Annotated in this window: 14 protein-coding genes; 8 read left to right on the top strand and 6 right to left on the bottom strand. The window is 47.4% G+C overall.

The genetic code is table 11. The features are described 5' to 3' along the window. Window positions 1-190: 190 nt before the first annotated feature. Window positions 191-1,591, bottom strand: a complete 1,401-nt coding sequence (locus tag EPB59_RS17720; protein ID WP_154174125.1) for an MATE family efflux transporter — start codon at window positions 1,589-1,591, stop codon at window positions 191-193. 96 nt (window positions 1,592-1,687) lie between these two features. Here EPB59_RS17720 and EPB59_RS17725 point away from each other — a divergent pair, with 96 nt between their 5' ends. Beyond that, window positions 1,688-2,533, top strand: a complete 846-nt coding sequence (locus tag EPB59_RS17725; protein ID WP_154174127.1) for an AraC family transcriptional regulator — start codon at window positions 1,688-1,690, stop codon at window positions 2,531-2,533. A 38-nt stretch (window positions 2,534-2,571) separates the two neighbouring features. Here the strand turns inward: EPB59_RS17725 and EPB59_RS17730 are convergent, their stop codons facing one another. Then, window positions 2,572-3,471 (bottom strand): AraC family transcriptional regulator, encoded by a 900-nt coding sequence (locus tag EPB59_RS17730; RefSeq protein ID WP_055050391.1) that lies wholly within the window; start codon window positions 3,469-3,471, stop codon window positions 2,572-2,574. A gap of 622 nt (window positions 3,472-4,093) precedes the next feature. Between EPB59_RS17730 and ectA the strand changes: the two genes are divergently transcribed. Genes ectA through EPB59_RS17750 form a run of 4 tightly spaced genes read left to right on the top strand, consistent with a single transcriptional unit; the run spans window position 4,094 to window position 7,787 of the window. Continuing rightward, on the top strand, window positions 4,094-4,648 hold the full coding sequence (ectA, locus tag EPB59_RS17735; protein ID WP_195707141.1) for a diaminobutyrate acetyltransferase: 555 nt from the start codon (window positions 4,094-4,096) through the stop codon (window positions 4,646-4,648). A gap of 11 nt (window positions 4,649-4,659) precedes the next feature. After that, the gene (gene ectB, locus EPB59_RS17740; protein ID WP_154174129.1) at window positions 4,660-5,925 is read left to right on the top strand and encodes a diaminobutyrate--2-oxoglutarate transaminase; all 1,266 of its coding nucleotides are present in this window, start codon (window positions 4,660-4,662) and stop codon (window positions 5,923-5,925) included. Between the two features lie 24 nt (window positions 5,926-5,949). Then, window positions 5,950-6,366: an ectoine synthase gene (locus EPB59_RS17745; protein ID WP_154174131.1), complete on the top strand. Its 417-nt coding sequence runs from the start codon at window positions 5,950-5,952 to the stop codon at window positions 6,364-6,366. Continuing rightward, complete coding sequence (locus tag EPB59_RS17750) at window positions 6,366-7,787, top strand: aspartate kinase (protein ID WP_195707142.1); 1,422 nt, start codon at window positions 6,366-6,368, stop codon at window positions 7,785-7,787. The genes EPB59_RS17745 and EPB59_RS17750 overlap by 1 nt, the downstream gene beginning before the upstream one ends. A gap of 73 nt (window positions 7,788-7,860) precedes the next feature. Here EPB59_RS17750 and EPB59_RS17755 read toward each other — a convergent pair whose 3' ends face one another. From EPB59_RS17755 to EPB59_RS17770, 4 genes are all read right to left on the bottom strand, one after another. Beyond that, window positions 7,861-9,207: a magnesium transporter gene (locus EPB59_RS17755; protein ID WP_154174135.1), complete on the bottom strand. Its 1,347-nt coding sequence runs from the start codon at window positions 9,205-9,207 to the stop codon at window positions 7,861-7,863. Window positions 9,208-9,209: 2 nt separating this feature from the next. Further along, on the bottom strand, window positions 9,210-9,770 hold the full coding sequence (locus EPB59_RS17760) for a mechanosensitive ion channel domain-containing protein (protein ID WP_055044791.1): 561 nt from the start codon (window positions 9,768-9,770) through the stop codon (window positions 9,210-9,212). A 142-nt stretch (window positions 9,771-9,912) separates the two neighbouring features. Beyond that, a complete protein-coding gene (locus EPB59_RS17765) occupies window positions 9,913-11,136 on the bottom strand; it encodes an HlyD family secretion protein (RefSeq protein WP_154174137.1) in 1,224 nt (407 codons plus the stop codon). Beyond that, the gene (locus EPB59_RS17770) at window positions 11,133-11,486 is read right to left on the bottom strand and encodes an MFS transporter permease (RefSeq protein WP_154174139.1); all 354 of its coding nucleotides are present in this window, start codon (window positions 11,484-11,486) and stop codon (window positions 11,133-11,135) included. Before EPB59_RS17770 ends, EPB59_RS17765 begins: the two co-directional genes overlap by 4 nt. A 129-nt stretch (window positions 11,487-11,615) precedes the next feature. Between EPB59_RS17770 and EPB59_RS17775 the strand changes: the two genes are divergently transcribed. The 3 genes from EPB59_RS17775 (at window position 11,616) to speB (ending at window position 15,667) form a co-directional block, all read left to right on the top strand. Then, window positions 11,616-12,608, top strand: coding sequence for an AraC family transcriptional regulator (locus EPB59_RS17775; protein WP_055034262.1), 993 nt, complete (start codon window positions 11,616-11,618; stop codon window positions 12,606-12,608). Between the two features lie 218 nt (window positions 12,609-12,826). After that, entirely contained in the window at window positions 12,827-14,737 is a 1,911-nt protein-coding gene (speA, locus tag EPB59_RS17780; protein ID WP_195707143.1) for an arginine decarboxylase, read from the top strand. Further along, window positions 14,738-15,667: an agmatinase gene (speB, locus tag EPB59_RS17785; RefSeq protein ID WP_055028039.1), complete on the top strand. Its 930-nt coding sequence runs from the start codon at window positions 14,738-14,740 to the stop codon at window positions 15,665-15,667. It abuts the gene before it with no gap. Window positions 15,668-15,699: the final 32 nt, after the last annotated feature.

The raw sequence follows: 15,699 nt of genomic DNA on the forward strand, positions 1-15,699 counted from the left end.
AAGCTCGCCATGGTTTTTAGCTGCTGTGGGCGAATGAGTAGGGGATGATGTCACACATCCCATGTTTTTCATTTCGCGTTGTGCGCGGTGGAACCGCCCACGGCAGTGTGCAGTGCTGAGTCATTTGGGCATGAATTGTTCTCGTAAGCATAAAGAGAAGAGAGATCATTTTGCCCAGTACATGATGAGGCTACTTGCCTAGAGTCGTTACAACCTCTATCGAGGGCTCACTGACCAGATTGTTAATCCAGCGTTTTGAGCTTATTCGCTGTGCAGTAAGTCCAATTTTGACCCACTCTTCAAGCCAAATCACCATTAACACCCAATGTAGTGGCCACCCCCAGACAATGCCTGTTAGATACGCGAGAGGAATGCCCACTGCCCATTGACCAAACAGATCAATAAAGATGCTGTAACGGATATCACCACCACTTTTTAATACCCCGCCAATCCCGACCATGTTAAATACTTTAAACACCATGCCAAACGCCATCACAAGGCACACATGGAGCGCCAATTGATGGTTTTCTAATGGACTATGGCTAATGACCCAAGCAAGTAGCGGTTTGGCAGCCATGCAGAGTAAAGCGAGCACTAAGGCTAAGCTGCAACTGGTGATGACATACCACCATGCGGTGCTTTCTACGCGCTGATAGTTTTGTGCGCCTATTTCATTGCCTAAAATGATCGATGCTGCGACAGCAAAACCAAGGAAAGCGGAGATCAATACACTTTCGACGGGAGCGAGCAGTGAAATGATCGCCAGCTCTGAAACCCCTAATTGCCCCACAATCACGTTGTAGACTAAAAGCCCGGCTGCCCAAGCGCTGTCATGGATGAGCATGGGCCAAGCAATCTTAAAATAACGTTGACGATGACGGCGTTGTAAGCTCTCCCGCCAATGATGTTGGTTGGGCAGCAAGTGGGCATAACGGCGTTTGACCAAGATGAACAATAGTGCGGTTTGGAATAAGCGCGACAACGTTGTTCCTAGGCCTGCGCCGAGTACCCCAAGTTCTGGAAATCCGAATAGACCGAAGATGAGTAAGGCATTGAGGATAGCGTTGACGATAATGGCAAAAATACTTACGCGCGTTGGGAGCTTTGCTTCCCCAATACTGCGTAATGCGCCTTCTAACGGCACCACTAACGCGGTACAAAATAAACTGATCCCCGTGACCCACAGGTAATCTGTTGCTTGTGAAACATAGTGTGGATCATCGGCGACGAGCGTTACGATACTTTCAGGCATCAAGCTGTACATCAATGCGAAAGGTAGTGTGAGCACGACCGCCATTATCCAAGATTGGGCAAGCGTGCGGCGAACGCCATCCAAATTGCCCGCGCCAAAGTATTGAGATGCCAGCACACTGACTGCGCCACTGGCTCCGACAATCACGATCAAATTGAAGAAGAAAATGCGGTTACCAACCCCTACCGCGGCAGTGGCAGATTCTCCCAACTGGCTGACCATGAAGATATCGACCACGCCTAATAGCGAAAACAACATGGACTGCATTGAGACAGGTAAGCCGATTTGGAGTAATTTTTGCCAAAATGGTCGGTCGAGTTGGCGAAAGTGGGCAATCATGTGATCTGACTCCTTGGAATGAATGTGAGTAGTGTAGATCTCTGTGCCATCGCAGTATTGTGTTAAAAACTCCAAAACTATTGCCAAAATCTCATCATGCATGAAAAACAAGAGAGCTATCTGATCTCAGAGAAAACCCAACATGAGGTTATCGATCAAGAACATGTGCTCAAGCTAGAGCAAAGTGGCGTAGTGCAATGTGGCATTGCGACTTGCCGCGAGTCCTTCAATGTTTATCGAAAATTGCCCAAGCAACATATGTTGTTGTTTACGATTCGTGGTAAAGGTTGGTTAAACACTCAAGGCCAACATTACCTGCTTGAACCGGGTTCAGTGATGGTGATTCCGGCAGGTGTGGAAAATGGTTTTGGCATTGAAGAGGAAAATTGGCAGTTAGCTTGGCTGTTTCTTTCTGCGCAACGAGAATGGCCAAATCATCTCGGTGAACAGATCCACTACGGATTCACGCCAGCAGCCGATGTGATGTACACCTGCATTCAAACCTTATTGCGAACCCAAATTTTGCCCGAAGACATCGGCCAGCCTGTTGCACAAAGAGCGGTTGAACAAATTGAACTGTTACTGGCAACACCGGGTGAACGACAGATGCCCCGCGCTCAAATTCGCCTCAATCGAATGTTTGAACGCGTGCAGAAACAGTTACACAAAGAGTGGCCGGTCAGTGCGATGGCGGCGCTTGTACCGTGTTCAGTGGCTCATCTGCATCGCCTCTGTTTACAGTATTTTGGGCATAGCCCTACCGCACATTTAACTCGGTTACGTATGGAATATGCTGCGCGTGAGTTAGCTCGGTCTGATTGGCCCATTCAACAAATTGGCGACATGGTGGGGTATCCCAATGCCGCCAATTTTAGTTCCCGCTTTAAAGCTTGGAGCCGGATGACTCCGCGAGCGTATCGCTCACACCACTACAAAGATTGATGCTGTTTTAAGCCGTTGCAATGATTGAGTGTTGTCACTTATTTCACTGCGGTGCAAAAACTCACATCGGCGTGATGGGTGACAGGATCATAATGGTGATAAAGCTCAAAGCAGGGGCGCTGATCGGTTTCCAATCCTTGTTCCACCACCAGGCCCATGTGCTCATTCCAAAAGTGGCCATATTGGCTTTGGTCTGTCACCTGGCGTCGACTCGTAAAATACTTGCCCCCTTCAAAATGGGTGTACTCGATCGATTTGCCAACCTCTATGCCTTCAGGCACCAAAAGAGCGATATCTGTGCGGCATTTTTCTGCGGGCGTTAGTTCTGGATTATCGTGATAGATAAAAATACAAGGGCACTGGGCAAAACCAGCAGGCCCCGCCCATTGATACAGTTTTTCAACTGCGGGTGGGTAATTTTGTCCATAAGGCCCGGTCACACGTACATACGCGAGACCACAGGGAGTGAAGGATTCGATCGTCATACTTTGTCTCCATTGCGTTGAATTGCTATCAGTATAGGCGGCAGCATTGGCTAACTCGTTTCCATTCTTGCGCAATGAGTGTCCAATCTTGCTGTTTCTCATCAGCTGACTGAACGCTTCGATATCTTGGCATTCGCGAACTTGGCTTGCCGTAAGCCCAAAGTGCTGTTTGAAGGCTTTCGCAAAGGCTTGTGAGCTAGAAAAACCAAAATCCAGTGCGACTTCAGTAATCGAACGCTTGTGATAAAAAAGTACGCTGGCGGATTTTTCCATTTTAAGACGGCGCATAAAGTCGGCTAATGTCTCGCCAACCACCGCTTTGAAAATTCGATGAAAATGATAAGGCGATAAATGAGCTTGTAGCGCGACTTCTTCGAGGTTAAAAGGCTGATCAAAATTCGCTTCTAGGTAACGCAATACGGGACGGAGCCGCTGCTGGTAGTCAGTTCTCATTACTTTCGCCTCAATGAAGCCAACGGAGAGCTACACTTTACCGCGCGGGATCATAAGGTAAAGTTCAGGTTTGGAAAATGTGTTCAGTTTCTCAACTTGTCGCGATGTGATGCCGTAAATCGAGTTAGGGAAGGCGAAGCGCAGAAAGAAAAAAGCCAATCACAAAAGGGTGATTGGCTGATAAAACAGTGTGAACAACTTCATTCACTAACAACGTCAGTTGGCTAGGTGACCCTCGGCTTAACTAAGGGTCATAAGTATAAGTGCACTATCCATGCCAACTTTATATGCACTGATTTGTTCATGTTTCAATCCGTTTTTATGGCTAATTAGCCGACTACCTGTTCATCTGGTTGCATTCTGCGATTGCAAATTGCAAAAGCTTGCAATCCGCTTCAAATCAGCATGATTTTATCAATCTCCATGGTCGTGAGAGTCTCGAATGAGATCTCAGGACGATCTAAAACCGCACATTATTGTTCCAGTTCAAATTAATTTTTTGTGAAATTTTTACTATGTTATTCTTTTTATCCCAATTTTTTCGAGTGTTTTGTTGAAAATTGATTTTATCCTGCTAGGGTAAAAAAGGAATTTTAATTTGAACACGAAGGATTTTATTGTAATGTTTACTGCCTCGCCTTGGATGATTTATCCGCAAATCATGCACAAACCCACACCGCCATGGGCATTTCGGATGCCGACTCAAGAAGATGGTTTATCGATTCATGAGCTGATCGCACTGTGTGCACCGCTCGACCAAAACTCAACGTACTGTAATTTTTTGCAGTCTAGCCATTTTCAAACCACGTGTTTGATTGCGGAGCAGCAAGAGTTGTTGGTGGGGTTCGTTTCTGCTTATCGCAAACCAGACAAACCAAATGAATTGTTTATCTGGCAAGTTGCTGTGCATCCATCCGCACGTGGGAAAGGCTTAGCCTATCAAATGCTCACGCATTTGTTAGCGCGTGAGGATCTCGCCGATATCAGCGTTCTTGAAACCACCATCACGCAGTCGAATCAAGCGTCTTGGCGGTTATTCCAGAAACTGGATAGAGAGCAAGGAAAGCAAGGTAGTGTGTCCACTTTTTTGGATGAGACCTGTCATTTTGAAGGCGAACACGACACGGAATATCTCTATCACATTCCTCTTCATTCATCGAACTTACAAAAAGGGTAACAAATCAGATTATGAATATTTTCAAACACCATGAATCTCAGGTGCAATCTTACGCCAACCACTTTCCGGTGGTGTTTACCACAGCAAAAGGTAATTGGTTACATAGCCAAAGTGGTGAAGCGTATCTGGATTTTCTGGCTGGTGCGGGCTCACTGAACTACGGCCACAACAATGCAGTGCTGAAACAAGCATTGCTTGAATACATTGAACGCGATGGCTTAACTCATGGGTTGGATATGCACTCGCAAGCGAAAGCACAGTTTATTCAAGCATTGCAGTCATACATTCTTGAGCCGCGTGGTCTGAATTATAAAGTGCAGTTTACTGGCCCAACAGGAACCAACGCAGTAGAAGCCGCGTTGAAACTGGCACGTAAAGTGACGGGGCGTCAGAACATCGTGACCTTTACTAACGGTTTCCACGGTTGTTCATTAGGTGCACTTGCCGCAACGGGAAATCAGCATCATCGCCAAGGTGCGGGTTTAGCACTTTCTGGTGTAAGCCGCTTGCCGTATGAAGGTTATGCGGGAATTGATGGGTTAACCCTGTTTGAAACGATGTTGCAAGATAACTCATCCGGTTTAGATAAACCGGCGGCGGTATTGCTAGAAACCGTACAAGGAGAAGGTGGTTTAAATGTCGCATCTGATGCTTGGTTACAGCGTTTGCAAACGCTCTGCCGCGCTCAGCAAATTTTATTGATTGTGGATGACATTCAGGCGGGCTGTGGTCGTACTGGCACCTTCTTTAGTTTCGAGCCAAGCGGGATTGAACCGGATATGGTGACCTTATCAAAATCACTCAGCGGCTATGGGTTACCAATGGCGATAGTGCTGCTTAAGCCTGAATGGGATCAATGGAAACCGGGAGAGCATAACGGAACGTTTCGTGGGAACAACCATGCGTTTGTCACTGCGACACGCGCGTTGGAGGCGTACTGGGCTAATGAGGATTTTCAAACCCATATCGCCGCGCGCAGTGAGCAAGTAACGCAAGCATTACAACACTGCCTGCACCTTTATCCAACGCTATTTTCATGCGTTAAAGGCCGCGGCTTGATGCAAGGGTTGGCTTGCCATAATGGGGAGATTGCCCGCGATATTGCAGCGATTTGTTTTCAAAATGGGCTGATCATCGAAACGGCAGGCGCAGAAGATGAAGTGCTGAAAGTGTTTTGTCCCTTAACCATTACCGAAGCGGATCTTGCACATGGCCTTACCATTATTGAGCGCAGTGCAGCACGCATCGCACCACGTGGATTGCAACAAGCATCCTAACCCACGCTAAAGCAAGGAGAAAGCATGATTGTTAGAACACTAGAAGAGTGCCGCCAAAGTGAGCGACGAGTGGTGGCAGAAAACTGGGAAAGTGTGCGCATGTTATTGAAAGATGACCGAATGGGCTTCTCTTTCCATATTACGACCATTTACGCCAACACCCAGACGCATATTCATTACCGTAACCACCTCGAATCGGTGTACTGCATGTCGGGAGAGGGGGAAATTGAGCTCGTGGGTGGCAAAACCTACCCAATTCAACCGGGGACGTTGTACATCCTCGATCAGCATGATGAACATTATCTGCGGGCTTTCTCAACCGATATGGTGATGGCTTGTGTATTTAACCCGCCACTGACGGGACTCGAAATTCATGATGCGGAAGGTGTGTATCCGCGGGATGAGAGCGCAATACTGTCACAACACCTTAAGGAGAAATGATGCCTTACACGGTAGAGAAAATCGGTGGTACGTCAATGAGTGCCTTTGATGCGGTCTTGGAGAATATTTTCCTCAGACCTGAACAGCCGTATGGGCGTGTGTTTGTGGTTTCCGCCTACTCAGGGATTACCGATGCGTTATTGGAATGCAAACGCACAGGCGCACCGGGGATTTACCAAAAAATTGCCAAGCATGAGGAGAGTTGGCGTGACGCCGTTTATGCACTTGAGCAGCGCATGTTATTGATCAACGAAAACTTGTTTGCCGATGCGATGACGCGTTTGCGTGCCGATAAATTTATTCGCGCCCGTTTAGCGGAAGCCATCGCGTGTATTCAGAATATTTTGCAAACTTGCCAATATGGGCAGTTTTCGCTGCGCCATTACTTACCGCAAATCCGAGAGTTTCTTGCCTCGCTCGGTGAATCGCACAGTGCTTATAACACTGCACTTAAGCTCAACACACTGGGCGTTAACGCCCGATTTGTGGATTTGTCGGGTTGGAATGAAGCAACGCAAGGCAATCTTGATCAGGTGATTGAGGAGGCATTTCGCGAGATTGATGTGAAGAGTGAACTGCCGATTGTAACGGGCTATGCCTCTTGCCAAGAAGGGTTGATGCGCACCTATGATCGCGGTTACAGCGAGATGACGTTCAGCCGAATTGCTGTAGTGACGGGAGCAGAGCAAGCGATCATTCACAAAGAGTATCACTTGAGCTCGGCCGATCCGCGTTTGGTCGGGGCAGAAAAAGTGCGCCCCATCGGTTTAACCAATTTTGATGTGGCGGATCAGTTGGCGAATTTGGGAATGGAAGCGATCCATCCCAATGCGGCGGCAGGGTTAAGACAAAGCAATATTGATTTACGGATCAAGAATACTTTTGAACCAGAGCATTCAGGTACATTAATTACAGTGTCACATAATCCGCAGCAAGATAGAGTCGAGATCATTGCTGGACGAGGTAAAGTGTTTGCACTGCACTTGTTTGATCAAAGCATGGTTGGGATGATGGATAAAGTCAGTCATGAGCTGATTGAGTGGATACGTGATGCGAAAGTGCAGTTGATTGGTAAAGAGATGAATGCCAACTCGGTAACCTATTATTTGAGTGGCAGTAGTGAACCACTCAATCACATTCGCTATCAAGCGGAAAAGCGTTATCCACAAGCGAAAGTCTCTGGGCGCATGGTGGCACTGATTTCCGCAATTGGCGCGCATATGGAGACCAATAAAGTGCTGGCTCAAGGGCTTCAAGCACTACTGGAACATCAGTTGCAACCCATGGCGGCGCACTCGTCGATGCGTAATGTGAATGTGCAGTTTGTGGTGGATGATGCAGATTACGCGAACGGCGTGTGTGTGCTCCATCATGCGTTAATGCCATTCAGTCCACCCGCGAAAACCAGAAAGGTGGCTTAGAAATGAGCCTTATGCGAGGGCAGAACGGGTCTGCCTTCGCGATGGAGCCTTGCTAAGCGACAACATAACGAAGCTACAACATTACCAAACTGGCGGTACCGAGGAAGGCAAAAAAGCCGACCACATCGGTCACGGTTGTGAGAATAACCGAACCTGCCAGTGCGGGATCGAGCTTGAATTTATCCAGAATAATCGGGATCAACACCCCAAATAATGCAGCGGTAATAATGTTGACGACGATCGCCAGTGCAATGGTGGCTCCGATAACGGGTTGTTGGAACCAAAGTGCCGCCATACCACCGATAATCAGCGCCCAGACGAGACCATTGATCGAACCAATTCCTAGCTCATTCTTGAGCAAAGCAAAGCGGTTACCCACGGTGATCTGATTGAGCGCCATCGCGCGCACCATCAAGGTTAAGGTTTGGCTACCCGCAATACCGCCCATGGAAGCCACAATCGGCATCAGTACCGCTAAGGCCACAACTTGCGAGATGACATCTTCAAATAGGCCAATGGTGATCGAGGCGAGAATGGCGGTGAGCAGGTTAATGCCTAGCCACAATCCTCGTTTTTTCGAGCTTTTGAGCACGGGAGCAAACAAGTCATCGCCTTCATCCATACCCGTACCCGCCATCAAACGCGCCTCGTACATTTCGCGTTGCACGCTAAGTGCAAAGTGCCAGTCGATCTCGCCGATCAAAGTATCATCGTCACTTAGCACGGGAACCATCGGCAATGTCGTGTGCTCAAGGGCATCCACCGCGTCAGACAAGGTTTGTTGAGCATTCAGTGTGACGACATCTTCTTTATGTAGATTTTTGAGTTGAGTGGCTTCTTCTGCTTGGAGTAAGTCACTAAAGCTGACTAAGCCCCGGAACTTTTTGGCTTTGTTGATCAGATAAATGTACTGAGGTGAGTCGTAGTGGTATTTATCCAACAGCACTTTGGCACGACGGACACTGATACTAAAAGGCAAGGTATAGACTTTTCGATCCGCCCAGTGGCCAATTTCGTCATCCGCAAACTCATTGGCTTGGTCGTATAGCTCTAGTTCATCGCGGTTAATAAGGCTTAATGCTTCACTGATGATGTCATCGGGGAGAGAGTCTTCCCACTCGATCAGCGATAAGTTGTCGAGTTTGGCGAGCGTGAGTTTTAACTCGATTTCCGACAGCGCCTTGATCACGGAGATACGCACTTCGGCGCGCATTTCGGTCAGCACATCAATGTGCATCTCCAGTGGCAAACTTCGCCATAAACGAACCCGTTGTTCAACGGGAAACGCTTCTAGAATCAAGGCGATGGACCCTTCATCTAAGCCATTTTCCACCATTTCACCGAGCAGGTGGGTTTGCTCGGTTTCTTCTGCGGTGGCAATTTGTTCAATCTGCTGAGATAAGTCTTGGTATTCGCTCAAATTTATAATCCCTTAGGTAGCTGTTTTTTCTCTGGCTTCTTGACCGCTTTCTCGGGTGCCTTCTTTAAGACAATCACAGGGCGAACAATAAATAAGTTATTGGGGTAGAGGACTCGGTTGCCATCAAGGGTCTCTAATTCGACATTGAGCAGTGCCATATCGATGATTTTTCCTTCGATAAAGTTAGCGCCATCAACAACCCGAACCCAACTGCCAATTCGGCAATGGTTCTGTACAAACAAAATCAGGAATGCCGTCACGTTACTCAATAGTGACCAGCCGGCAAATAAACCCACCCCAAGCAAAGCAAATAGAGAAGATCCGACCACGAGCAAACCGCGTAACTCCACGCCCCACAAAATTAAAGTGGTAAATAACATCACCAGAAACAGTAAAGTGCGGATCAACCAGCGAGCACGTTTCAGGCGATGAATATCCACTCTTCCGGTAATCATGCTTTCAAAAAGACGCAGAGTTAGCCGTGAAATAGGAGGGTAGAAAAGGATGATAGTCGCGGTGATCAACCATTTATAGTTTGTTTGTAGTAAGGCTAAGTAATCCATGCTGCTTCTCACTTAAGTGGAGAAATTACCATAACGGAATTGTATGTAATTACAATGTATAGCCAAGCGAAAAAAGGCTATGCAGGGACGGAGTGGTGAATTTGCCACCTCTTTGATTGAAGTGGCAAATTAATCGCGGGTTTTAGATAGAGTAGAAGAAATACAGCTGTGATTTCATGCGTAGGATAATGCCGCGAATCACATCGAGAAAGGCGAGGAATGAGATGGGTTTTTCACCACTCACCCAAGCTAACCCGACTGAACCCACTGGAACGTCGTAACCTTCAGGTTCTTCAATTTTTAAGCGCACAAAATGGTGCTTGTTGCGTAGGTTTTGTACGGTGGTTGCGGCAACGTTTTGATCAAAGCCCATCAAGTTGCTTTGCGCTTCTCCCGTCGCTTCAACAATGCCTTCTACCGTGGCAGAAAAAACTTTACCTGGATAAACCGATGAAGCAAATTCAGCCAATTGCCCTGCTTTGATATTGCGAATTGCTTGATGGTTAACGCGCATCAGCACGTATTTCTCGTTAGTGTACATTTGTAAACGCGGCATCATGGCGACTCGCTGTCCTTCACGCAAAATGAAGTTGGTAACAAAGCCATCGGCAGGGGCGTAAACTTTTGTACTGTCTAATTCCCATCGAGCTTTGGCTACGGTTTCGCGGGCGTTGTTTAGATCATTTTCACGCTGGTTGATGGTCAGTTGCGCCTGTGTAATCGCTAAATTCGCTTTATCGGCATCTATCTGCTTCTTCGCCAGTTGCGATTCGATGGTAGTCAAATTCTGCTTCGCCACTTGTACCGCTGTGCTTTGTTTATCCATATCCGCTTGAGTGATGGTGTTTTGCACCACGCGGTTTTGTTCGCGGTAACGCTCCAACATTTTCTTTTGCAGCAAGTAATCTTCACGAGCAGATGCCAATTGGCTTTGCGAAACGGCGATGTCTTTGAGCATGGATTGATAACTGGCTTTGGCGATCTGTACATCGCCGCTGGCACTCTCTAAAGCCACTTTGGCTGCACTTTCGGCAATCAGGGCTTGGTTAAACGCAATTTGGTAAGGCGTTGCATCAATCTCATAGATCAATTGCCCTTTTTGAATGGTTTGGTTTGGCTCAATGTAAATTTTACTTACTTTGCCAGTGACATTGGGTGAATCTGGACGCAGTTGGATATGGGGCGATTGCACCACTGAGCCGCCAGAAATATCCATTGGCGTATAGTTGATGAGCCCTACCCACACAAACATCAGCCAGCCAATGCCTCCTATGTAGGCAAAACTCTGGGTAACTTTGTTCCACGGCATTCCGACCAAACGTAATAGGTAGATAAAGAGTGCCCAAACGGCTAAGCCTTCGATCATGCTGAATGCTCCTCGGTTGGTTTTTCTAAAGTGGCTTTTGCGTGCTTCTGTTCTAAGCTGCCATGACGCCACGTTTCTCGTAGGTGCAAGATGGCTTTCTCCATATCAACAAAAGCAAGGATGACTGCGACAACCCATACCCAATGCCAAAGAAAGCCGATCCAGGTTAAGGCGGTGATCAAGCCGATTTGATGATGGTCTTTACTGTGGGCCTTGTTAATCGGGATCTCATGCAGTTTCCAAAACCCATACACACCAGCGACAACTGAGGCGACAAGAATAAAACCCGCAACAATATGTAGGGCAGTGTCACTACCCGTGTCGACAAAAGGAACGCTCAAAAGACTCATACCATGCTCCATAATCAAGGGAGCCGCATTGTGCATATTGCTCATCAGAATCTTGCAAGAGCAACCAAAGACGTCAAAATGTATTAGGATTTGAAATAATCAGTATTTTTTAGGTTAAGGCGTAGTGAAATGTATTTTTTACGAGCGATAGGTTTTTCTCATCTTCATTTTAAGATCAAGCAACTGTACCAATTGCCGGAAGGGTGCAGTAGCTTACCTGAGTCGGTGTTCTATCAGCCGATGACATTGATCCCTGCGAACGAGGTCAATATTTGGTATCAGTGCATGGAAGAAGCCACAAAAGATCCCGATTTTTTGCTCAAGGCGACTCAAGAGAAGCGACTGGATATGTCGTCCCCTGCACACCGGTGGTTTTTCTCTGGCGCGGATTTAGCCTCAACAGTTCGGCGTATTAACTACGGGTTTAGTAGTGTGCAATCTGGGTGTTCAATGGTGGGTGCGCAAGTCGGCCCCATTTTGAAGTGGATTTACCGCAATCCACAGATTCAAACCGAGATGAAAGTGCATGATGGTATTCGCATGGCCACATTTATGTTGAAAGTTTTGCGGGAATATCTAGGCGAACATTTTGCACCGATGCGGGTACATTTACCTGGCAAAAGGGATAACCACAGTTTGTATCGTGACTATTTTGGCTGTGAGGTGGAGTGGAACCAACCACGGGTGGAGATTTGGTTTCATACTAGCCATCGTTTAGCCACTCAGATGCAGCATCGGCCAAAAGTGAAATCGTTAGCCATGAGCTATCAAGAACTGGATGATTTTCTCAATATGCCCGATCCGACGGATGAGCTTAAAGTGTTGTATGAAACCATCAACTACGCTTGTCATTACGGTTATCCAAGCCTTCAACGGGTATCTGATCTACTTGGTCTTTCTACGCAGCAGTGCCAACGTCGTTTGCACGCGTTAGGGATGAGTTACTCGATCGTACTGGGTTATGTATTAAGTAATATCGCGGTGAATCTACTCAGTCGTAAAATATCGATCGAAGAAGTCGCGCATCGATTGGGTTATGAACATGTTGCCAGTTTTAATCGCATGTTTAAAAAACAGCGCGGTGTAACGCCGAGCCAATATTGCCAACGGTTTGAAGTGTGACTGTGTTCGGTGGCATCAAGCGCCCACCAGAAAAAATGAATGAAATGAAGACATTTATGCAAGTTTATGTGTGATAACTAACAGTTGTCATAACGACAAATTATTATCATTAGACACACCCTAGCTTTTCACCGATAAAGCGCGTGACATCTAGGGTGTCAGGTGTGATTTCAACCGATGAAATCATTGTAATCCTCTCTGTTTTTGTGAGATACGATGTGGAACAACCATCCAAATTAGACCGCGTTCGCGCTGACTACAATGTGCATTACTGGAGCCAAGGTTTTTTTGGCATTGACGATCAAGGCGAAGTGTATGTATCGCCGAGAAAAGACAAAGCCCATCAAACGCAATTAAGCTCAATTGTTAAACAGCTCGAAGCGCGTGATTTAAATTTGCCTGTGCTTGTACGCTTCCCGCAGATCCTGCATCAACGCGTGCACAACATTTGTGACGCTTTCAATCAGGCGATTGAAGAGTACGACTACCCGAATAAATACCTGCTGGTTTATCCCATCAAAGTGAACCAACAAAGAGAGGTAGTAGACGAAATTCTGGCCAGTCAGGCCGAATTAGAACACAAACAACTCGGCTTGGAAGCGGGCAGTAAGCCTGAGCTTCTGGCGGTGTTGGCAATGGCTCAACAAGCCAGCTCAGTGATTGTATGTAATGGTTATAAAGACAGAGAGTACATTCGTCTGGCACTGATCGGTGAAAAACTGGGTCACAAAGTCTTTATCGTTCTGGAGAAACTCTCAGAGCTGGATCTGGTCCTGAAAGAAGCGAAAAGCCTTGGCGTGAAACCACGTCTGGGTCTGCGTATTCGTCTGGCTTCTCAAGGTGCGGGTAAATGGCAATCGAGCGGCGGTGAAAAATCGAAGTTCGGTCTGGCGGCATCGCAAGTGCTCACCGTGATTAACCGCTTGAAAGCGGAAAATCAACTGGAAGCGCTGCAACTGGTGCATTTCCACCTTGGTTCACAAATGGCGAACATTCGTGATGTACGTAATGGCGTGAACGAAGCAGTGCGTTTCTACTGTGAACTGCGTGAGCTGGGTGCGCACATTGATTTCTTCGACGTTGGTGGCGGCTTGGCCGTCGACTACGATGGTACGCGTAGCCAGTCATCCAACTCGATGAACTACGGTCTGCACGAATATGCGCGTAACATCGTGAGCACAGTCAGTGATGTATGTAACCTGTACGGTCAACCGCGTCCGGTGATCATTTCTGAATCCGGTCGTTCTATCACGGCGCACCACGCGGTGTTGATCACTAACGTAATCGGCACAGAAGCGTATTCACCAGAAGATATTCCTGCACCGGATGCAGAATCTCCAATGCTGATTAAAAACATGTGGCGTGGTTTTGAAGAAGTGCAGCACGGTACCGATGACCGCGCACTGATTGAAATTTACAACGACACGCAAAGCGATCTTTCTGAAGCGCACAGCCAGTTTGCTACTGGAGTACTGAACCTTGAGCACCGTGCATGGGCAGAGCAGTTGTCACTGCGTATCTACCATGAACTGCGTCAGAAGATGAGCAACAAAAACCGCTTCCATCGTCCAATTCTGGATGAGCTGCAAGAGCGTTTGGCGGACAAGTTCTTCGTGAACTTCTCACTGTTCCAGTCACTGCCAGATGCTTGGGGTATCGACCAAGTGTTCCCAGTGCTGCCGCTTTCTGGTTTGGAAGAGATGAACGATCGCCGCGCAGTAATGCTCGACATCACCTGTGACTCAGACGGTGCGGTTGAACAGTACGTGGAAGGCCAAGGCATTGAAAGCACACTGCCTGTACCAGCGTGGACAAGCGACAAGCCTTACCTGATGGGCTTTTTCCTCGTCGGCGCATACCAAGAAATCTTGGGTGATATGCATAACCTGTTTGGTGATACGCACAGCGTAGTGGTAAACATTAATGATAAAGGCGACTCTGAAATTGCCTTTATCAATGAAGGCGACACGGTTGAAGATATGATGCGCTACGTTCACATCGACGTAGATAAAATTCGCACCAACTATCGTCAACTCGTTTCTCAACGTGTTGCCAAAGAAGAACAAGAAACCGTATTGGCGGAACTTGAATTAGGCCTGAGCGGCTATACTTACTTAGAGGATTTCTAAATGAATGATTTGTTTACTAAAACTGATTATTCACTCTACTCAAACGCGATGACGTTTGTCCGTCGTCCTTATGTGCGTAACCCAGTAGATACTAACGCTGATGTCGTGGTACTTGGCGTGCCTTTGGATATGGCGACTTCAGGTCGTCCGGGTGCACGTATGGGGCCAGACGCGATTCGTCGCGCTTCAGTGAACCTCGCTTGGGAAGGTAAGAAATTCCCTTGGGATTTCAACCTGTTCAAAAAAATCAACGTGGTTGATGCTGGCGATTTGGTTTTTGATTGCGGTGATGCAGAAGATTTCACTTACCGCTTAGAAGCGGCGACCAACGAAATTCTGAAAAGTGGCAAAACTATGCTGGCACTGGGTGGTGATCACTTCATCACTCTGCCAATCCTGCGTGCTTATGCTAAGCACTATGGTGAAATGGCATTGATCCACTTTGATGCACACACGGACACTTACGCGAACGGCAGTGCGTATGACCACGGCACCATGTTCTATCATGCGCCAAAAGAAGGTCTGATCTCGGCTAAGCACTCGGTGCAAGTGGGTATTCGTACGGAATACAAACAAGAAGGCCACGGCTTCAACGTGATTAACGCGATGCAAGCCAACGATATGTCTGTCGAAGAGATTGTGGCGCAAATTCGCCACATCGTAGGTGACAAGCCGGTTTACCTGACGTTCGACATTGACTGCCTGGATCCCGCTTTCGCACCGGGTACGGGTACACCAGTGTGTGGCGGTTTAACGTCAGACAAAATCCTGAAAATCATCCGCGCGCTGAAAGGCATCAACCTGATCGGTATGGATGTGGTAGAAGTGTCTCCTCCTTACGATCAAAGCGACCTGACTTCACTGGCAGGTGCGACGATCGCTCTGGAACTGCTCTACGTTTGGGCATCCAACAAGAAAGACGAAGAGTAATCTGAGTTAAGCAATGTAAGGGCCTGAGAGAT

It is taken from the genome of Vibrio metoecus, assembly GCF_009665255.1.
GTDB lineage: Bacteria > Pseudomonadota > Gammaproteobacteria > Enterobacterales > Vibrionaceae > Vibrio > Vibrio metoecus_B.